The following is a 20,030-nucleotide window of genomic DNA, read 5'->3' as shown; positions in this document are numbered from 1 at the left end:
AGATTTACTTTGCACTGTAACCCAGAAAGCGATAGTAAAATTCAGGTTCACCATTTATACAATCAATGTTCAAATTATTGTTATAAAGATGTTCCTTTGCATTACGAGCTGCTTCTTCCGCCATGTTTACAAAGATTTCAGGGTTTATCCGAGTACTCATTTCACTGGTCAAATTATTGAAATCACCATCCCATTCAACATCAGGGAATTTTAATAGACAACTCTGTTCTCGGTCGTAGACAAATCTATGATTTGGTTGGTTTGGAAATTCTGCTTTGGCTAATATAGAAGCAGTATGCAAGAATGAGTTTCTCAATGCATATAGAGTCTTGGTTGCTTTATCGTCTTCTTCAAAACCACAAAAAGAATATAGCGATTTTTTTATATTGCTAGCTTTAGCGTTTGAATATCGAGGGATATCTTTTCTAGAGTAACAAAACCCTAATTGATCTAATATTGTAAATGCGGCAGAGACTGGTAAAAAACTTTTAGATCGATGTTGAAACTTTGCATGCCTTATTTCATCTATCAATGTAGTTAATGAGGAATGTAAAAAAGCTCCTTTTATTTCATTATACAAGCCACTATTTAAATGGACATGAGCAAGCTCTTCAATAGTTAGTTGGTTTAGCTCTTTGTTTTTTATAGAGTGTATATAATCAATTGCTTGCATGATTTCCCTGTAAATCTAACGCCCGCAACAGCGGAAAATTGGGAGCGCTAGCGAGTAATTTTTCCGGCTGCTTGCGCTTGTTAAATTTTCTATAAATCTGGCAACACCGTTGGGTCGAAGCCCCACATGTGGTCAGGGTTACGTGTGCACCTGACTACGGTTGTCTTATTGTTTTTTGGACCAATTGATCGAAGCTTTAATTTCCCTGTACATTTCGGGCAACTACCTTCAACTTTGGTGATGTATATCTCTCCTTTCGACCCAGTCTCAAGATTGAAAAATGGAGGGAAATCTAGGTGCTTGGATTGAACTAAAGCCATACCAATCGGAAACAATATTGCGCCGATTGCCATAGTTATAATAAAGATGAATTGGTATTCGGTTCCAATAAATCCAAGAATACTCGCAATGCTGCCAAAAAAACTAAGTAAGCCAGAGACTAAAAGCCAAGACGCTTTTAGTTGAGTTCCAGCGACCGATAACGGCCTAACTTTAGTTCGATCGATGTATGCTTTATTAGAAGCATCTTCATTTGAATTTATATTTATTGTATTTCCAGTAACTTGGTTTTGCTGACCAAAATTTACCGAGTTATCACCAGATTCAATATTTATATTGTTTTGGATTTTAAGGTCGTTTCCGCACTCAGAGCAAAACTTTGCTTGCACGTTGGCTTCCTTTCCACATTCAGTACAGTTCATCTATGCTATTACTCCTCAAATTTAACAGCTTTATCAGAGGACACTTTCCTCTTTTTGTGAGCAAAGTATGTCCTCTTAATTATTTTTAATATTAATAACAAATCCTGTAACACATTGCGAGTATTAAACTTTAAGTCGGGCTGTTCTTTTAATAATATGCAGAAAAGAGGAAAACGTCCTCGTTTTTAGACTTATGAGGAAAAACGCCAGCGCGGTACATAAATACAGCAATTAAATATTTAAAATGAAAACCAAATCCGATTTTAAATCATTTAATAGTTACTAAAAAACGGCTGCAATAACGTAAGTAACCGTTTTAAGTACACTTGTTTGTGTAAGCATATTATAAAAGGTGGTTTACGGATGGTGGAAGTTGTAAAAACGAGCTTATGAGCTATTTACTAAACGCGTCTTCCTTCTTTTAAAACAGGGCAGACACGATGTTTATACCAATCGACTTAAATATTTAGCCTTTCTAGCGTGCTAAATAAAGCGTTAACGACATTATAAATTTCTCATGTAGAATAACTACATGTCGAAATTTATGCCTTGTTATCACTCTATTTATCCGTCGCTATAAATGTCTAATAACTTAACACGATTGGTATTATTTGGCTTTTTTAGCCTCTAGAGTTTCTATTTCACTCCAGATTTTTTCGGCTTCTGCACTTAACATGGCAAAGCTTTTAATGTCGCCTTTTCTTTGTGCCTGCATGCCTTGCTCTAGTTTTACGTCGTATTCTTTACGCAGTTTTTTTACAGGATCAGGCTTTAAAAATGAAAACATTAGTATTCTCTTAATTTATTAAATTATATGTATTTAGTGTACGCATTAATTGGCTTAATAGTTCTTTGTTTGGTGAAAATGTTTACTTTGCGCTTTAAAAGCGCAAAGTAAACACGGTGTAATTTTGCATACTGTGTGCTAGTTTTAGTGCTTACGTTTCTGGCTCTAGGCGTTTAATACCTTGGCCATCAATACCTAAATAAATAAAACCATCACTGCCTTGGGCTAAGCTGCGTACTCTGCCAACTCCATCGAGTATTTTATATTGCTTAACAACCTTGCCCTTTGAGAGTTCTAGTGCGCTAATGAATGCAAATTTCATTGATGCTAGTAATAGCTTACCTTTAAGCTTTGGGTATTTATCACTCGTTACATACAACATATCGGAGGGGGCAATTGAAGGGGTCCAATGTAATACGGGCGATTGCATGCCGTCTTTTTCTTTAAGGTCTGTAAACTTGGTACCGCTGTAGTTAACGCCATAACTTACTAAAGGCCATCCGTAGTTAGCGCCTTTTTTTATTATATTAAGCTCATCGCCGCCGCGTGGCCCGTGTTCGTGAGACCATAAAATATTATTTTGATTATCAAACCACATGCCTTGTGGATTACGGTGTCCATAAGACCATACCGCATGTTTTGCATTTTTTTGTTTAACAAACGGATTATCACTTGGGATATTACCATTTTCGTGTAAGCGATAAATTTTACCGCCGTCCCGCGTGAGATCTTGCGGGTTTATGTCGCGCGAGCCGCGATCGCCAATTGAAAAATAAACATAACCTTCATCATCAAACACAATACGACTGCCATAGTGCTGGCCTTTGGTACTATTATGCTCGCCTTTGTACAGCAATTGCTGATCAGACAACTGCGTATGATCGTCACTTAGCTTAGCGCGCATTAAGGCGGTGTTACTGCCGCTTCCTTTGCCCTCACTACTTGAGTAACTAAAGTACAGCCATTGGTTTTGCTTACTATCGGTGTGTAGTGATAAATCAAGCAATCCACCTTGGCCATTAGCGTCAATGTCGGGCAGCCCAGAGACTTTAGTTAACGTAGTGGTATTTTTAGGTAATAAAAATAACGTCCCACTGCGCTCAGATATTAATAAATCACCATTAGCTAAAGGCTCAATAGCCCAAGGTATAACCACACCTTCTACCGCTGTTATTGCGTTAACGCTAAGCGCTAAAGTATCGAGTTCTTTATAGTTTTTTACGTAATCGCTTTTTGCATGCGCGGGTGCGTTAGTAGCAAATATAGCAATGGCTAGGCCTGCACTTATTAGTTTAGGGAGTGTGTTATGTGACATTAAATTTATCATTATGGCTTCCAAAATTAATCCAATCTTACATAACCTTATCATGGCATAAATAAATTTGTTAAGTGTTGAGTTGAATGAAAAATACACACTTCTATTTATAAAATTACCTCTTCACAGGAAATTGTTTTAGCAATTAGCGCTAATAAAAAAATTGAATAATTACTCTATGGGGTTGAAAACTTAAAATTTGAGCGTACACTTGTGCGCTGAAGTTTGGGCGTACACGTGTAAGTTCAAAGTAATTAAGATTTGATAGAGATTTAACCATGATGACTCAAGTATTAAACCAATTTTCAAAATGGTTTTTACACCATCAAAGTTTTGCAGGCTACATAGAGCCCGTAATGCAGGTGTTTAAACCTGCTTGGCGTGCAGGGCAGTTTAGAGCGCAAGTAGTTAGTACAGCTGTACTTGATGGCGGTTTTTTAAGTGTGCAACTTAAGCCAAGCAAACAATGGCAGGCGCATACGTCAGGGCAGCATATAAGTTTAACGCTTGAAATTAATGGGCGATTATTAACACGCGTTTTTACCGTGGCCTCAAGCGCTCAGCAATTTAAAAATACAGGTTTGGTGCGCTTACTAATCAAAACAAATGCACAAGGGCACTTTACAGGCTTACTCAGCAGTGCATTAAAAGCGGGGTTGTGGTGCAATATTTCTGCGCCAAGCGGCGACTTTGTGTTTAAAAACACACACACGCCAGCCACTTTTATTGCAGGCGGCTCGGGTATAACACCTATGCTGGCTATGCTTGATGATTACTTAAGCCAAACTACGCAAAAAGTGTCGTTAGTGTATTACGCAAAAGCCACTGAGCATCAATGTGTTGATGAGCTAAGTGAGTTGGCAGCGCAATTTGAGCATTTTTCGTTTTTATTATTAACGCGTGAGCAATCAAGCGATATAACCAGCAATATTAAGCCGTGGGAAAACCCAGACATTTACTGCTGTGGCCCTGCAGCATTTATGCAAATGGTGAGCGATTTTGCTAAAACGCATAAGCTAAATTATTACCAAGAAGCATTTGGTTTAGCGCTGCCTACCTTAAACGACGACAGCCAATTTAATGTAAAAATTAACGCCAGTGCCCATGTTGTATCGGGCAACGATGTTTTACTGACTCAGTTTGAAGAAAAAAAGCTCCCCGTTAAACGCGGTTGCGGTATTGGTATTTGCCATCAATGCCAATGTATTAAAAAGTCAGGCGTGGTACGTAATTTAAAAACAGGTGAATTGAGTGACAACGGCGAGCAATTAATACAACTTTGCGTAAGCCAACCTGTTAGTGATTTGGAGTTACAATTATGAAAAACATTAACTATGACATGCTCGCAAGCGAGCTAGATGCCATTAAAATGGACACCCTTGGCAAAGTTGGCCAACAAGATGCTGACTATATTCGCTCTGTTGTGCGCAAACAGCGAGTGTGTGAATGGAGCGGGCGAATTTTGCTTATGCTTGGTTTTATTCAGCCACTATTGTGGGTTGCAGGCGTGCTGCTATTAGCGCTTGCTAAAATTTTAGACAATATGGAAATTGGCCACAATGTAATGCATGGTCAATACGATTGGATGAACGACAAGCAACTTAACTCACAACATTATGAGTGGGACATAGCGTGCGATGGACAAAGTTGGCACCGCGTTCATAACTTTGAACACCATACGTATACTAATATTATTGGTAAAGACAGAGACTTTGGTTATGGCTTGTTGCGTTTAAGCGATGATTTTAAATGGCGCTTTAAAAATGTATGGCAGTTTTTTACGTATTTTAATTTAAGTGTGTTATTTCAGTGGGGCGTGTCGTATCACGAGTTAGCTGCAGAGCGTGTTTTTATCGGTAAAAAGAAAGAAAACCGTGAAGGGCTTGTATCGCACTCTACATTAAAGCAACGCTTTTTTAGTAAAGGCGCTCGCCAGTTAATTAAAGATTATGCGATATTTCCGTTACTTGCAGGCCCTTTATTTTTATGGGTATTGGCGGGTAATTTAGTAGCAAACTTAATCCGTAATTTATGGACATCAACCATAATATTTTGTGGTCACTTTACTGAAGAAACGCAAACTTTTAAACAAGAAGACTGCGTAAACGAAACGCAAGGACAGTGGTATTATCGCCAAGTACTGGGCTCGTCAAATATTAAAGGGTCGCATTGGTTTCATGTTTTAACGGGGCATTTGAGCTGCCAAATAGAGCATCACTTATTTCCTGATATGCCGTCTTCGCGCTATCAAGAAGTTGCACCTCAAGTACAAGCCGTTTTGAAAAAACACGGTATTGATTACCATACAGGTGGCTTTTTTAAACAGTATACCTCGGTGTTAAAACGTATTATTAGATATTCGTTCAAGTAAATTATTTACCTTTAAGAATCGGCTAGTGCAACTGTATTAGCCGATTTTTTTGTTTATAGCACCCAAAGCGGTTGATTAGTAAACAGCACTTGCAAAAAATTCTCATAGTTAATTAAAAAAGCCTTACTTTAGCTATGGTTAAATAGCGTGTGATTGTCATACAATGGAGGGAAATAGACCACACAAGAGAGATTAAAATGGCCGCATTTGGTACCGTGTTTATGCCGCAGATGATTCAAGCTCGTTTTTCTGATAATAAATGGAGCGAAAGCTCAATTGTCCCTTCCGATAAACTTGAACTTCATGCTGGTGCGCACGTTCTTCATTATTCAAGTACATGTTTTGAAGGCTTAAAAGCCTTTCGCCATGAAGATGGTTCTGTTTATCTTTTTAGAATGGATGCAAATATTGCACGCATGCAACAAAGCTCAGCGCTATTAAGCTTACCGAGTTTTGACAGCGATATGCTAAAAACGATGATTATCGATATTATGCGCGAATACGCAGATGAAACGCCATTACCGCCGGGCTCTATGTATATTCGTCCAACGCACATTGGAACTGAGGCTGCAATTGGTAAAGCGGCAGCGCCATCAATGAGCTCGCTTTTGTACACGTTACTATCGCCAGTAGGAGATTACTTTGCCGGTGGTGCAACTGCACTGCGTGTACTACTCGAAGAAGATGGCATGCGCTGCGCTCCGCACATGGGTATGGTAAAAAGTGGTGGTAACTACGCCAGTGCTCTAGCACCTATTAGTGCTGCACGAACTAAGTATCAGGCAGACCAAATTTTATTTTGCCCAGGTGGCGATGTACAAGAAACCGGTGCTGCTAACTTTATACTTATTGATGGCAACGAAATTATTACTAAAGCGCTTGATAGCACGTTTTTACATGGTGTAACGCGTAATAGTATTTTAACCATAGCCAAAGATTTAGGTATGACGGTAAGCGAGCGTAACTTTAGCGTTACTGAGCTATTAGAGCGTGCTGCTAAACCTGGTACTGAAGCGGCGCTTTCGGGCACTGCAGCTGTACTAACTGCTGTGGGTACATTTATTCATAACGATAAAGAATACAAAGTAGGTACTGGCGAGCCAGGCCCAACTACTGCGCGCCTTCGCCAAGCATTGAACGATATTCAATGGGGTAAAAGTGAAGACAAACACGGCTGGTTAACTAAAATTTAATTATAGATTTATCAGCAACTCGCATTAAAAAGCCACCTAATCGGTGGCTTTTGTGTGTTTGGTTACTTTAAGCTGCGCTTATTAAAACTTCATTTCTATTTTACAGTACACGTAGCGTCCGTTAAATCCATACGGCGAGAAGCTAGAGTAAGCAAATAAACGTGAGAAGGTGGTTACATCGTCAACATTTTCACGGGTTGCATCTGGATAAACATCAAAAATGTTATTAGCCCCTAAGCTCAGCGATAAGTTTTCACTAAGGGAGTAGGCGACATCTAAGTCGGTTATCCATTTGGGCTTAAGCACTTCGTTACGTTCTGGGATATCTGAAGGGTCTTGAGTTTCGCCGTAACGTGTTGTTCTAAGCGTGGTACGTATGTCGTCGTTAGTCCATGTTGCGCTTAAGTTGTACTTATTACGCGGTGTGCTTACTTCAAAACGACGCAGCTCAGTGCCTGAGAACAAGTTGTCTTGATCAAACCCAGCACCTTGCAGCTCTGCTGGTGGGTCGATAATATTTGTTACTTCATTTTTACCGTAGTTGTAACCTAGGTTAAAGGCTAAATCGCCATAACCATCAGTTGCTACATTATAAGAGGCAACCACATCAACACCACGGGTTTTGCTGTCAATTGCATTTAAGAAGAAACGACCTTGGTTAGCGCCTGTGCCTTGAAGTAAATCGGCAATAGCATCGCCCGATAAGTTGTTTGATAACACAATGCGGTCATCAATTAATATTTGGTAGTAATCAACCGATAAGCTGAAATTAAAGTCGGTAGACCATGTAAAACCAACGCCGTAGTTTGTTGCTTCTTCAGCATCAAGACCCGGTGAGCCCAGTGCTTTTGCTACATCACTGCTTGGTGCGAACGTACCTGTTTCGGTTGGTTCGCCATCAACAAATACAGTGGCCACTGAGGTAAAGTATTGTTGCTGCAAAGAAGGTGCTCTAAAACCAGTTGATACAGAGGCGCGCAGCGCTAAGTCTTCAGTTAATGAATAACGAGTCGCAACTTTACCGTTAAGTGTATCGCCAAAGTCTGAGTAATCTTCATAACGGGCGGCAACCGCTAAATTCCAATCGTCGGTTAGGTAGGTTTCAAGGTCTATATACAAGCTCACGTTATGGCGGCTATTATCGCCCTCTGATTCGGGTGTAAACCCTGGGAATACTTGTGCGCCCGCTGCGCCCGCTGCGCCAAATGGGCCATCAACTGGGTCGGTTACTGCGCCTCCTGGGCCAAATGTGCCTTGTGCATATGAAGCTTCTTCGCCTGCATCTATTTGGTATCCTTCGCGGCGATACTCAGCACCTACAGCTACACTTACCGAGCTTTCTAAAAAGCTGACGTCTACTTCGCGACTAAAATCAACGTTTAAGGTAAGTTGATCGTAGGTAAGTGTTCCTGCATCAAAGCTTGTTTGGCTAGTCGGGCCGTATGAGGTATTTAAACTATTTATTACACCAAACTCAAATGCATCTTGACCATATACGGCAGATACATCGTAATTCCATTCACTTACAAAACCTTTAGCGCCAAGTGCCAGTGAAAAGTCATCTATGTCTGAGGTGATAACAGGTAAAAAGCCATCAGGATAAACTTCTTCTATATTACGGCTATCGCTTGCACGGCGATAAAAACCACCGCCTTCGCCTTCGCGTTTGCTGTAAGAGCCAAACGAATATAAATCGACCTCATTTGTTAACTGGTAACCTGCGTTATAAAACACTGAAAAGTCTTCTACATCGCCATTACCAAAGTTATGGTTATATCGATTTACGGTAAGTTCACGTGGGTCGAGAGAGCCATCATCTAATCGTGCGTAGTTTTCACGATTATCGTAGTCAGAGCGGTTAGTTGAATGGCGGTCGCGGTATTCTGTTGAAATGTTTAAAAAGCCATTATCGCCAAGTTCAAAACCCATATTACCTTGCAGCGTTAGTGTTTGGCCGTCTGTTAAAGAGCGATCGCCCCCTTCAGTAAAGGCTAAATTACCATCACTGCCTTCAGATACAGACTCAAGCTGTGGTACACCGTCCATTTCGGTTACGTTAGCACCATATATAGCCGCAACTGAACCACCGCTGCTGGCACTTTTAAGCACAATATTAATAACACCGGCTATAGCATCAGAGCCATATTGGGCTGCTGCACCATCACGTAATACTTCAATGCGGTCGATAGCATTTGCTGGAATAGCATTTAAATCAACTGATGATGAACCACGACCCGTTGAGCCATTTAAGTTAAGTAATGCATTACTGTGGCGGCGTTTACCATTAACAAGCACTAAAGTGTGATCAGGTGCTAAACCACGAAGTTGAGCAGGGCGTACATGGTCGCTACCATCAGTAAGTGATGCTTGCGGGAAGTTAAAGCTAGGTAATAAATTGCTAAGTAGGGCATTCGTTTCAGTAAAGCCTGAATTTTTAAGTGCATCTGCACCAATTATATCGATGGGTACTGCACTGTCTTCTACTGTACGGCCTAATCGGCGAGAGCCAATTACGCTTATTTGTTCGATGTTTTCTTCTGCTTTGGTTTCTTGCTCTGCAGCATTTACTGAGAGCGAACCAACTAGTGCAGCTGATGCACTCATGGCGAGTAATATTTTTGGTACCGACTGCTGTAATTTTAATAACGGTTTTCTATTCATGCTGTATTTCCCCATACCCATTGAATTATTTTAGTTTTTTACAAAAAGATAAAGATTAAACCTCTTTGTTACCTTGAACATATACTTAATTAACAAAGTCAGTCAATTGAATAACATTCAATTAATTTAAGGTTTTTTATAATTACATTTGGTTGTTTTTTATAATGACCATTGTTTTAGTTATATAGCGAAGGTGATTGCTAAGTAATTGATGGATAATGAATTATATTTAAAAATTAAATTTAACGTTTAATTAACTGGTAAGATGAGGTTGGTAGATTTAACTAATTATTTGTAGGAAGCCATTTTTATTGGGCTGGCAATAAACAACTGTTGAGCTATAAATATTTTTAAAAATATAAAATAAAAATACACCCATTAAATGTTAACTAAATTAACATTTAATGGGTGTATTATAAATTATGTACTACTTATTAGAACCTATACTTTAAAGCATGAAGTAATTTTGTTTTTATAAGTAATTGGTATAAAAAAGAGTGCTAGAAATAGTGTTAAAATTTAATTTTTCCAATAAGTATGTCTTTAAACATTACCCAATCTCCCCACAAACTGTAAAAAGGGTGTTTAAAAGTAGCAGGGCGGTTTTTTTCAAAAAAGAAATGCCCGACCCACGCAAACCCATATCCAATAACAGGTAATAGCCACAATAAACTGTAGTGTTGTTTTAATAATGCTATTGCGATTACAACAAGAACGAGGGTGCTTCCTATAAAATGTAAGCGGCGGCAAATCACGTTGCGATGCTCTTTTAAATAATAAGGGTAGAAGGCTTTAAAGCTTTTAAACGTGGGGTTTGTACTTTGCATAGTGTGCTCTTTTATTGTTTTTTATTTTAATGAGGGTAATGCTATTAAAGCGTAAGTTTACATTTGTTTACAGCGATAAATGGCGCTTAACGCATCTATATAGACAAAAGGGCTAAAAGTTAATAGCTTAGGCGCACTATTAATAAATAAGAATGGAACTCGGGATGTTTAAACATACTCTAGCGTGTGCTGTAATTGTAGCGCTTAGCGGCTGTTCAGAGCCAACTAATACGGTAACTCAAGAAGAAGTAAAAGCACCTATGAAGCAAGTTAACGCAGTTATATACCCAGAAACAAAAAAAGGCGATGTAGTAGATACCTACTTTGAAGAAACCGTTAGTGACCCATATCGTTGGCTTGAAGATGATATGAGCAGCGAAACTGCCGATTGGGTTAAAACGCAAAACAATTTAACGTTTTCTTATTTAGAACAAATACCTTATCGCGATAAGTTAAAGCAGCGCCTTGAAAAACTAATGAACTACGAAAAAATAGGCCCTCCTTTTACTGAAGGCGATTACACCTATTTTTATAAAAACGATGGCCTGCAAAATCAATATGTTTTGTACCGTAGTAAAGATGGCGGCGACGTAGAAGTATTTTTAGACCCAAACAAGTTTAGTGAAGATGGTACGACGTCTATGTCGGGTTTATCGTTTTCAAAAGATGGTTCATTGCTCGCGTATCAAATATCTGAAGGTGGCAGCGACTGGCGTAAAATTATAGTTATTGATGCACATACTAAAGAGCAAGTTGAAGAAGCGCTTGTTGACGTTAAATTTAGTGGCATTGATTGGTTAGGTAACGAGGGCTTTTATTATTCAAGTTACGAAAAACCTAAAGGCAGTGAGCTGTCGGCTAAAACAGATCAGCATAAAGCGTATTACCATAAGCTAGGTACTGCACAATCTGCAGATAGTGTTGTATTTGGTGAAACTGATGAACAAAAGCATCGCTATGTAGGCGCTGATGTAACTCATGACGGCCGCTACTTACTTATTTCAGCTAGTACGTCTACTTCAGGCAATAAGCTGTTTATAAAGGACTTAACAAATAAAAACAGTGAGTTTGTAACGGTTGTAGGAAATACTGATTCAGATACATCAGTTATTGATAACGAAGGCAGCAAGCTGTTTTTAGTTACTAACCTTAATGCACCAAACAAAAAAGTAGTGACGGTTGATGCAAGTAACCCAAGCCCTGAAAATTGGGTTGATTTAATTCCTGAAACCAAAAACGTACTAAATCTTACAAAAGGCGGCGATACCTTTTTTGCCAACTACATGGTTGACGCGATTTCGCAGGTAAAACAGTACAACAAAAAAGGCGAGCTAATTCGCGAAATTACATTGCCAGGCGTGGGTACAGCACGTGGTTTTGGCGGTAAAAAAGATCAAACAACGCTTTATTATTCGTTCACTAACTACAAAACACCAGGTACTACTTATACGTTTGATGTAGCTACGGGTGAATCGGGTGTTTATCGTAAGTCGGCTATTGATTTTAATAGTGATGATTACACGTCTGAGCAAGTGTTTTACACATCAAAAGACGGCACTAAAATACCGATGGTAATTACCTATAAAACAGGCATTAAGCTTGATGGATCAAACCCTACAATTTTATACGGTTACGGTGGTTTTAATATTAGTTTAACGCCAAGCTTCAGCCCCGTTAATGCAGTATGGCTTGAGCAAGGTGGCGTATACGCCGTCGCTAATATTCGCGGTGGTGGTGAGTACGGTAAAGACTGGCACAATGCAGGCACTAAATTGCAAAAGCAAAATGTGTTTGACGATTTTATTGCCGCAGCTGAGTATTTAAAAGATAAAAAGTACACGTCTAAAAAGCGCTTAGCACTTCGCGGTGGCTCTAACGGTGGTTTGTTAGTTGGCGCAGTGATGACGCAGCGCCCAGACCTATTCCAAGTTGCTCTACCTGCTGTAGGTGTACTTGATATGCTGCGCTACCATACATTTACTGCCGGCGCTGGCTGGGCATACGACTACGGCACCAGTGAGCAAAGCAAAGAAATGTTTGAATACATTAAAGGTTATTCACCACTTCATAATGTAAAAGCAGGTGTTGAGTATCCAGCGACTATGATCACAACTGGCGATCATGATGACCGCGTTGTCCCTTCGCATTCGTTTAAGTTTGCCGCTGAGCTTCAAGCAAAGCAAACGGGTAATAACCCAACGCTTATTCGCATAGAAACCAATGCTGGGCATGGTGCAGGTACACCAACGAGTAAAACAATTGAGCAGTACGCTGATATATTTGGTTTTACGTTATACAACATGGGCGTAGAGTCGTTATAAAAGCGCTTTAACAAAATAGCTAACTTTAATAGCTGAGCAAAAAGGCCGAGTAAATTAAATTTACTCGGCCTTTTCAATGTTAGCAGTTAGCAGTTAGCAGTTAGCTACTGCATAGGTGAAAATAATCGTTGGTATGTTTTATAGGCGTACTCGTCGGTCATTCCACTCAAATAATCGCAAATTATACGCATCCCTTGGTTTTGCTTTTGCGCTTCTATGTATTGTGCTTGTGTTGTTTCGGGCAATAAACGCAGCGGATCGCTAGCAAAAGCGGTAAATAACTCTATTAGCAAATTTTGACCTTTAAATTCTATTTGCTGCATTTCGGGGTCACGTATTAAACGTTGAAACACAAAATGCTTAAGTATTTGCAATACACTGTCGTATTGGGCATCTAATTTAGCGGTGTACTTTAAAATAGGGCATTCAAAGTTATCGTTTTGAATATCCAAATGTATATGAATTATAAAGGTATTAACCAGCTCACCTATGGCATCTTTTCGCTCATAATCATTTTTTGAAAACAAGCGCTGGGTCAGCGATTCAAGCATGTCGTTTAGCCAGTCAAAGTTTAGTGCTTTTAAATGGGGCAGAGCATGGGTTTGCCAATCGTCTAATGTGAGTACGTGGGTTGCAATGGCATCTTCTAAGTCATGTACCGCGTATGCTATATCGTCGGCATGTTCCATTATGGCGCTGTCGAGCGATTTATACGTTGTTTTAGCGCGGTACTTATCAATAGCGGCATGGTTACCTAGCAATGTTTTATCGTTTTGACTCAGTGGTTCTACTATCCAATTGAATATGGCTGCATCGTCGTTGTATAACCCTTTGGCAGGTCGCCAATCATCTGCTTTTATAAATGCACGACCGGTTGTGGCATCGGGAATGGTATGCCAAAGCGTATTAATAAACGCGGGGTATTTTATAAAACCTAATAAAGTACGACGAGTTAGGTTCATACCGTGGCCATTACTGTAGGGCTCAAGTTTTGCAACTATGCGCAGTGTTTGTGCGTTACCTTCAAAACCACCGTGATCGCGCATCATGTAATTTAGCGCTATTTCGCCACCATGGCCAAAGGGTGGATGGCCAATATCGTGCGCCAAACACAATGTTTCGAGCAGTCCAGTTGATGGAAAGTGCGTAAAGTCGCTATGTTGCGCTTTTAAATGGCGCAATATGCCGGTACCAATTTGCGATACTTCTAAAGAGTGGGTAAGGCGAGTGCGGTAAAAGTCGTTTAGGCCAATGCCCATAATTTGGGTTTTAGCTTGCAAACGCCTAAATGCAGCGGCATGAATAATGCGCGAACGATCGACCTGCCACGGCGAGCGGTTATCGTTAGGGCGATGTTTATATTGCTCTATTATTCGGCTTTGCCATTGTTTATCCATACTGCTTACTCATACATAGTTAATATTATTAAACTTTGCTCAGTATACCCATGGACTTATAAATTGCGAATGAACAAATGCACTACATAGGCTCTGTTTTATCTAAAACCCAAATCCACTGCTGAAAATTCAACCGTAAAAGGTCATCAAACCCCAGTTATTCGCGTTTATAAAGTGGCTTAGGTATAATGCGCCTTCGTATGCTTGTGTATTAACCATGCATAGTTGTTGTTTCAAAGAGAGAATACATGTTAAAAACGATTTTTAAGCTTTTTCTAACCGTGTTTTTTGTATGGGCGCTTGCATATCCGTTTATACAAAATGATGATGTTGAGCTAGATGAACAAACGTCAGAACAACCAAAAAAAGTGAAGAAAAAAGAAAAACCATTACATAATGTAAAACTGCCAAAGTTTTCAGAATTTAGTGATGTTAAAGAAAAAAAACATGCATTTTTTAGCTTTATTCGTCCGCACGTTGAAGCCGAAAACAAAAAAATATTACAGCAACGCGCTAAGCTTGAAATAGCACGCATGATGCTACAAAACGAATTACCTTTAGAAAAAAAGCAAAGCAAAGATATTGCAGCAATATTAAAGTCGTACGGTTTACCAACCACCATTGATACGCTAATACTTACGCAAGCACTACGCCGTGTTGATATAATTCCTAAAGAATTAGCGCTTATGCAAGCTGCGAATGAATCTGCGTGGGGCACATCGCGTTTTGCACGTATTGGCCTTAACTTTTTTGGTCAGTGGTGTTACACAAAAGGTTGTGGCATGGTACCAAAACGCCGTAATACTGGAGCTGCACACGAAGTTGCTGCGTTTAAATCGGTAAGAGCTGCTATAAACTCCTACTTTAAAAACATAAATACGCATCCTGCTTATAAAGATTTGCGCGCAATACGTGAAAACTTACGTCTTGAGCAAAAACCAATTTTAGCGACTGAACTTACACACGGTTTAATGTCTTACTCTGAGCGCGGTGAAGCGTATATAGAAGAGCTAAACACGATGATTAGCCAAAATAGAGCCTACTTTGATGAATAAATACATTTTTAATTGCACCAACGCCATTGCGTTAGTGCTGCTGGGCATGAGTGCATTTAATGTTAATGCAAGAGAATTTGTTATGTCGTATGACGGTTTTTATGACCGATTAAAAGTTGTTAACAAAGGCGACTTCCAATATGCGCGAGTTAATTTTTATATAAGTGATATAGCAACTAATGAAGCGTGTGCCATTAAAAGCGGCACTATTTTAACTGAAAGAAACGAGTACCCACTTAACTTCACCGATAAAGCACAGCTATTATTACCGTTCGATAAGCAACTTGATACAGATAAAGCCGTCATTGTGGTGCAGCCACAAAATCCAGATCATGATTGCCAATTAAAACTTCAAATAGAAGCAAACGAACTTGAAGATTTAACATTTTCAAAGCAGTCGTTATATACCATTAACGAAGAACTTGATGAGCTGTTAACTGATTTATCGGGCTTTTTTGTAAGTAAATTAATGTGGTTTTTATTACCAGAGCAAAAGGGCGTAGCAGTTACATTTAAAAGCCCAATGCAATTTGATGATAAGAGCATAACGTGTGAAAAGTCAGTGTGTTATTTTGCAGTTGAAGATAGCTGGGAAGATGATAGCGCAGTGCTTGGCGATATATCGAACGTTATTAAAGTAACGCCTTGGATTGTTAAGTAGCTCACATACAAAAAGCGGCATTTAGCCGCTTTTTTTGTACCAAAATCAGTACTCTTTTTTAGTCTTTGGTTTTTATTTAATAAGTGGTGCTGATGAATCGCGCTGCATTAAAGTAGGTTCAAAAAAGCGATTTATAACGAGGTTTTTATTTTGATATACGTCTTTAAGCACTAATTTAGCTGCCATTTCGCCCATTTTCCCGACCGGATTATCTATGGTCGTGAGTGTAGGGTATAGGTAGTTTGCAAAAATAACGTTATCAAATCCAACAATCGATAAATCAATTGGTAAGTTATAACCGTGCTCTCGTGCATACTTCATGGCACCGGAAGCCATTTCGTCATTGGCGCATACCAGTGCAGTAAAGCTAAGTTTTTCATCAATAAAATGTTTTAAGCCTTTACTACCGCCAGTTTCGTTAAAGTCGCCAATATAATAAAGCGTAGGATCAAATTTAACACCAGCCTCTGTGAGTGCTTGTTTGTGACCTTCAAGTCTATTAAATGCATCGGCTTTAAACTGCGGGCCTGCAATATACGCTATTTGTGTATGGCCTTGATTTAATATCGATTTAGTGGCTAGGTAACCACCTAATTGATTATCTAGGCTGATACAGTTGTCTTTTAGTTGCTCTACGTAACGGCTCATTAAATAAACGGGTGTAGAGCCTTGGCTTAATTTTATTAGGTAGTCGTCTGAGACGGCTTCAACGTGCAAAATAATGGCATCGCAGCGTCTGCTAATTAAAAACTCAATGCCTTCTTGTTCTTTGTCTTCTTCACTGTGTCCGGTGGTAATAATAACGTGTTTACCCGCAGCACGAAGCTCTGATTCAATACCTGCCATCATTTGGGCAAAGAAAGGACCATGTAACTCAGACACTAAAATACCGACACTGTTAGTACAGTTAGAGGCTAAAGATTGCGCTATTGAATTAGGCTTGTAGCCAAGCTGCGCCATAGCATCAAGCACTTTTTGTTTAGTTTTATCGCTTACACGGGTATTTTTGTTCATCACGCGAGAAACGGTGGCTAACGATACGCCCGCAAGCTCTGAGACTTGATAAATTGTTGCCATGTTATTTGTTCACTCGCTTATCCTTAACTACTTCGGCTAAATAATACCTTAGAGTATATATCTTAACTAGCTGTTAGTTTAGATTGAATATTTTCAACAACCTGATTAGTCAGTGTATATTTTTTCATTATGTAGGCAACAAATAATGAGCCAAAAGCAGGTAGTACAGTGAATGACAGTAAAATACCGTGTTGGGTATCAAGAGTTTGTACTGCATCGGCCTGATAACTGTAAAAAGATAACAACCAGCCTGCAATTGCGCCGCCTACCGCCACGCCCATTTTAATAAAAAATATGACGCCTGAATAAACTAAACCCGTAATGCGTACACCTGTTTTTTCATGCCCGTAATCTATGGTGTCGGCCATTTTGGCCCACAACAAAGGGGTTGCCATATCTAAAAAGAACTTCCATAAAATAAAGGCAGTAAATGCGAGTACTAATTGATCTTTACTAATAAAGTAGCTAAAACCACAAATAGCGGCAGCAATAACTTGTAAGCTTATATAGGCTTTTATTTTACAAAAGCGCTTTGCAAGTGGTTGAGCTAAAGCACACCCTAGCATGCTTGCTGCAACGCCTAGTGTCATAAATAAGGTGATTAGATCGTCTCGACCTAAATAGTATTTTACGTAGTAAACAGCAAGCGTAAGCCTTAATACTTGACCGGTAAGTAAAAAAAACGCAGCTAAGCAAAGTGTTCGCCATTGATCGTTTTTAATTAATGCTTTAATACTTTGGGCAAAAGGAATGTTTTGCTCTTTTGGCTGTTGTATACGCTCTTTTGTGCCTAAAAAACAAAGTAAAAAAAGTACAAAGCCTAAAATGCTCATTGCAGTCATGGTGTATTGATAGCCCTTAGCAGCATCGCCTTGGCCAAAGTACTCAACCATTGGCATAGTACAACCCGCTACTATTACGCCGCCTAACATACCAAATACAAACCGGTAAGACTGAATAGTCACGCGCTCTTTTACATCTGCAGTAAGTACACCGCCCAATGCACAATAAGGAATATTGATAGCGGTGTAAGCCACCATAAGTAGTGTGTAAGTAGTAAAGGCGTAAATTATTTTATCGGTGCCTTCTAAATCAGGCGTAGTAAACGCTAAAATACTAATAATGGCAAAAGGAAGCGAAAGCCAAAGTAGGTAGGGGCGAAAGTGCCCCCAGCGCGTATGTGTTTTGTCAGCAAGGTTGCCCATTAATGGATCGGTTACAGCATCAAAAATACGTACTGCTAAAAACATAGTACCGACAACAGCGGGTGATAAACCCACTACGTCTGTGTAGTACAGCATTAAAAACATCATAACTGTTTGAAAAATAATATTACTGGCGGTGTCGCCTAAGCCATACGCTATTTTTTCTTTTACACTGACCATGATTATTTATCCCGCTTTATACTTGTTTTTAGTTATGGGTATGCTCTTATCTTTTAGAGATGAGTTCTTTATAAGCTAAGCCACTTTTTTTAATAGTGCGTTGCTGGGTTTTATAATCTACATACACAATACCAAAACGTTTTAAATAGCCTTCTGCCCATTCAAAGTTATCCATTAGGCTCCAAGCAAAGTAGCCATGTATAACAACACCTTGTTCAATTGCATTATGAACCGCGTTTAAATGAGTATTATAATAACTTAAACGGTCTAAGTCGTTAACTTCACCATTATTATACGTATCGGGCATTGCTGCACCATTTTCGGTTATATAAATAGGCGGTAAGGTGTATGTTTTATTAAGCGATACGAGTAAGTCGGTGAACGATTGCGGGTAAATTTCCCACCCCATATCAGTTAGCGGGCCCGTAGGTGAAATAGGCTCATAAATGTCAGCAGGGTGCGCTTTATAAACTTGGCGGGTATAAAAGTTAATACCTAAGTAATCAATAGATTGAGAAATTAGTTCCATATCGCCCTCAAGAATTTCAGGCTGATGGTTTAATGGTAATTGATTAATTATATCAGGATATTGGGCATCAATTATTGGTTTTATATACCACTGATTAAGATAGTCGTCTGCAAATGCAGTGGCTTTTAAGTCTTTATCACTTTGAGTAAGGCTATAACACGGCGTAAAGTTAAGCACTATGCCATTTAATGTATTAGGCGAGTTTTGCTTTAATACGCTCATAGCGAGTCCGTGGGCTAATAATAAATGGTGCGCTGCTTTACGGCCATATTCTTTACCCACTTTACCTGGGGCATGAATACCAATTTCGTAACCTAAAAACGCACTACAAAATGGTTCATTCAATGTGGCGTAAGAGTGAACGCGATCGCCAAAGGCTTTGGTAATTAAATTTACGTAATGTTCAAAAGCGTAAGCTGTTTGTCTGTTAAGCCAACCGCCTTCATCTTCAAGGTGTTGCGGTAAATCCCAGTGGTACAAAGTAACAAAGGCTTTAATATTGCGACGTTTTAGCTCATCTAAAATATCAGTATAAAACTTCACGCCTACAGGATTTAATTTTGCGTCTTGGGTCATCACGCGCGGCCATGAAATAGAAAGCCTGTAAGCATCTACGCCAAGTGACTCAATAAGGTCTATATCATCACGCCAAAGGTTATAGTGATCGCAGGCGGTATGACCGTCTGAGCTATCGACTATTTTATTGGGCGTATCGCAAAAAGTGTCCCAAATACATGGGAGACGATCTTGTGATCCGCCTTCTATTTGAAAAGAAGCCGTGGCCACACCGTATACAAAGTTTTTAGATAAAAGCGGTGAATGGGGTGGTAGTGATAATTTTGTCATTAATAACAAACCTTTTGTTAGTCATTTACAGAGAAATCAGCTCTGTGTTTTTGCTTAATTAATGCTGTATGAGGGTACAAAAAATAAAAAGTGTTGAAATATACAGCTTGTTCGTATTTAATTGCATATGAAAGCGCTTACATTTAAGGTTAGTGTTTATTAATTCTTAGGTCAACTCTTTAATGCTTCTGGATGGTTTAAAGACAGCTGAAAACTAAAACAGGGCACCTT

16 protein-coding genes are annotated in these 20,030 nt (G+C 39.3%); 6 read left to right on the top strand and 10 right to left on the bottom strand.

The features are described 5' to 3' along the window. Positions 1-4: 4 nt before the first annotated feature. From H5116_RS06465 to H5116_RS06450, 4 genes are all read right to left on the bottom strand, one after another. Positions 5-673 carry a hypothetical protein gene (locus H5116_RS06465; RefSeq protein WP_182715769.1) on the bottom strand — a complete coding sequence of 223 codons (669 nt, stop codon included), beginning with the start codon at positions 671-673 and terminating at the stop codon, positions 5-7. 89 nt (positions 674-762) lie between these two features. Further along, the gene (locus tag H5116_RS06460) at positions 763-1,341 is read right to left on the bottom strand and encodes a hypothetical protein (protein ID WP_206006184.1); all 579 of its coding nucleotides are present in this window, start codon (positions 1,339-1,341) and stop codon (positions 763-765) included. A 640-nt stretch (positions 1,342-1,981) separates the two neighbouring features. Beyond that, complete coding sequence (locus H5116_RS06455) at positions 1,982-2,161, bottom strand: DUF6435 family protein (protein WP_007375469.1); 180 nt, start codon at positions 2,159-2,161, stop codon at positions 1,982-1,984. Positions 2,162-2,312: 151 nt separating this feature from the next. Then, a complete protein-coding gene (locus H5116_RS06450) occupies positions 2,313-3,488 on the bottom strand; it encodes a PQQ-dependent sugar dehydrogenase (protein ID WP_182693961.1) in 1,176 nt (391 codons plus the stop codon). A gap of 266 nt (positions 3,489-3,754) precedes the next feature. Between H5116_RS06450 and H5116_RS06445 the strand changes: the two genes are divergently transcribed. From H5116_RS06445 to H5116_RS06435, 3 genes are all read left to right on the top strand, one after another. Further along, positions 3,755-4,798 (top strand): flavin reductase family protein, encoded by a 1,044-nt coding sequence (locus H5116_RS06445; RefSeq protein ID WP_182715768.1) that lies wholly within the window; start codon positions 3,755-3,757, stop codon positions 4,796-4,798. Next, complete coding sequence (locus H5116_RS06440) at positions 4,795-5,847, top strand: acyl-CoA desaturase (RefSeq protein ID WP_182715767.1); 1,053 nt, start codon at positions 4,795-4,797, stop codon at positions 5,845-5,847. Before H5116_RS06445 ends, H5116_RS06440 begins: the two co-directional genes overlap by 4 nt. Positions 5,848-6,038: 191 nt before the next feature. Beyond that, positions 6,039-7,040: a branched-chain amino acid aminotransferase gene (locus H5116_RS06435; protein WP_257983256.1), complete on the top strand. Its 1,002-nt coding sequence runs from the start codon at positions 6,039-6,041 to the stop codon at positions 7,038-7,040. Positions 7,041-7,121: 81 nt separating this feature from the next. Here H5116_RS06435 and H5116_RS06430 read toward each other — a convergent pair whose 3' ends face one another. Both H5116_RS06430 and H5116_RS06425 read right to left on the bottom strand, forming a co-directional pair. Next, on the bottom strand, positions 7,122-9,701 hold the full coding sequence (locus H5116_RS06430) for a TonB-dependent siderophore receptor (protein ID WP_182715766.1): 2,580 nt from the start codon (positions 9,699-9,701) through the stop codon (positions 7,122-7,124). A 512-nt stretch (positions 9,702-10,213) separates the two neighbouring features. Further along, positions 10,214-10,528, bottom strand: a complete 315-nt coding sequence (locus tag H5116_RS06425; protein ID WP_182696450.1) for a DUF962 domain-containing protein — start codon at positions 10,526-10,528, stop codon at positions 10,214-10,216. Between the two features lie 164 nt (positions 10,529-10,692). Between H5116_RS06425 and H5116_RS06420 the strand changes: the two genes are divergently transcribed. After that, positions 10,693-12,849 carry a prolyl oligopeptidase family protein gene (locus tag H5116_RS06420; RefSeq protein WP_182715765.1) on the top strand — a complete coding sequence of 719 codons (2,157 nt, stop codon included), beginning with the start codon at positions 10,693-10,695 and terminating at the stop codon, positions 12,847-12,849. Between the two features lie 104 nt (positions 12,850-12,953). Here the strand turns inward: H5116_RS06420 and H5116_RS06415 are convergent, their stop codons facing one another. Further along, positions 12,954-14,246 carry an anti-phage deoxyguanosine triphosphatase gene (locus H5116_RS06415; RefSeq protein ID WP_024606442.1) on the bottom strand — a complete coding sequence of 431 codons (1,293 nt, stop codon included), beginning with the start codon at positions 14,244-14,246 and terminating at the stop codon, positions 12,954-12,956. 248 nt (positions 14,247-14,494) lie between these two features. Between H5116_RS06415 and H5116_RS06410 the strand changes: the two genes are divergently transcribed. Together H5116_RS06410 and H5116_RS06405 are read left to right on the top strand one after the other, a co-directional pair. Continuing rightward, positions 14,495-15,301 (top strand): glucosaminidase domain-containing protein, encoded by an 807-nt coding sequence (locus H5116_RS06410; protein ID WP_182715764.1) that lies wholly within the window; start codon positions 14,495-14,497, stop codon positions 15,299-15,301. Beyond that, a complete protein-coding gene (locus tag H5116_RS06405; RefSeq protein ID WP_024606444.1) occupies positions 15,294-15,962 on the top strand; it encodes a DUF2987 domain-containing protein in 669 nt (222 codons plus the stop codon). Before H5116_RS06410 ends, H5116_RS06405 begins: the two co-directional genes overlap by 8 nt. 72 nt (positions 15,963-16,034) lie before the next feature. Here the strand turns inward: H5116_RS06405 and H5116_RS06400 are convergent, their stop codons facing one another. The 3 genes from H5116_RS06400 to H5116_RS06390 form a co-directional block, all read right to left on the bottom strand. Next, complete coding sequence (locus H5116_RS06400; protein WP_010552528.1) at positions 16,035-17,039, bottom strand: LacI family DNA-binding transcriptional regulator; 1,005 nt, start codon at positions 17,037-17,039, stop codon at positions 16,035-16,037. 62 nt (positions 17,040-17,101) lie between these two features. Beyond that, positions 17,102-18,424, bottom strand: coding sequence for a glycoside-pentoside-hexuronide (GPH):cation symporter (locus H5116_RS06395; protein WP_024606445.1), 1,323 nt, complete (start codon positions 18,422-18,424; stop codon positions 17,102-17,104). 46 nt (positions 18,425-18,470) lie between these two features. After that, entirely contained in the window at positions 18,471-19,799 is a 1,329-nt protein-coding gene (locus H5116_RS06390) for a GH1 family beta-glucosidase (protein WP_182715763.1), read from the bottom strand. Between the last annotated feature and the right edge of the window lie 231 nt (positions 19,800-20,030).

This window comes from Pseudoalteromonas sp. SG45-2, from assembly GCF_014164115.1.
GTDB classification, from domain to species: domain Bacteria; phylum Pseudomonadota; class Gammaproteobacteria; order Enterobacterales; family Alteromonadaceae; genus Pseudoalteromonas; species Pseudoalteromonas distincta.
Note: the sequence above shows the minus strand (reverse complement) of the source record. Positions and strands in the feature narration are given on the sequence as shown.

Coding starts and splice junctions, on each gene's coding strand:
- H5116_RS06405 (WP_024606444.1), top strand. CDS start 15,294: ATGAATAAATACATTTTTAATTGCACCAACGCCATTGCGTTAGTGCTG.
- H5116_RS06440 (WP_182715767.1), top strand. CDS start 4,795: ATGAAAAACATTAACTATGACATGCTCGCAAGCGAGCTAGATGCCATT.
- H5116_RS06420 (WP_182715765.1), top strand. CDS start 10,693: ATGTTTAAACATACTCTAGCGTGTGCTGTAATTGTAGCGCTTAGCGGC.
- H5116_RS06425 (WP_182696450.1), bottom strand. CDS start 10,528: ATGCAAAGTACAAACCCCACGTTTAAAAGCTTTAAAGCCTTCTACCCT.
- H5116_RS06455 (WP_007375469.1), bottom strand. CDS start 2,161: ATGTTTTCATTTTTAAAGCCTGATCCTGTAAAAAAACTGCGTAAAGAA.
- H5116_RS06410 (WP_182715764.1), top strand. CDS start 14,495: ATGTTAAAAACGATTTTTAAGCTTTTTCTAACCGTGTTTTTTGTATGG.
- H5116_RS06430 (WP_182715766.1), bottom strand. CDS start 9,701: ATGAATAGAAAACCGTTATTAAAATTACAGCAGTCGGTACCAAAAATA.
- H5116_RS06400 (WP_010552528.1), bottom strand. CDS start 17,039: ATGGCAACAATTTATCAAGTCTCAGAGCTTGCGGGCGTATCGTTAGCC.
- H5116_RS06415 (WP_024606442.1), bottom strand. CDS start 14,246: ATGGATAAACAATGGCAAAGCCGAATAATAGAGCAATATAAACATCGC.
- H5116_RS06390 (WP_182715763.1), bottom strand. CDS start 19,799: ATGACAAAATTATCACTACCACCCCATTCACCGCTTTTATCTAAAAAC.
- H5116_RS06395 (WP_024606445.1), bottom strand. CDS start 18,424: ATGGTCAGTGTAAAAGAAAAAATAGCGTATGGCTTAGGCGACACCGCC.
- H5116_RS06445 (WP_182715768.1), top strand. CDS start 3,755: ATGATGACTCAAGTATTAAACCAATTTTCAAAATGGTTTTTACACCAT.
- H5116_RS06465 (WP_182715769.1), bottom strand. CDS start 673: ATGCAAGCAATTGATTATATACACTCTATAAAAAACAAAGAGCTAAAC.
- H5116_RS06450 (WP_182693961.1), bottom strand. CDS start 3,488: ATGATAAATTTAATGTCACATAACACACTCCCTAAACTAATAAGTGCA.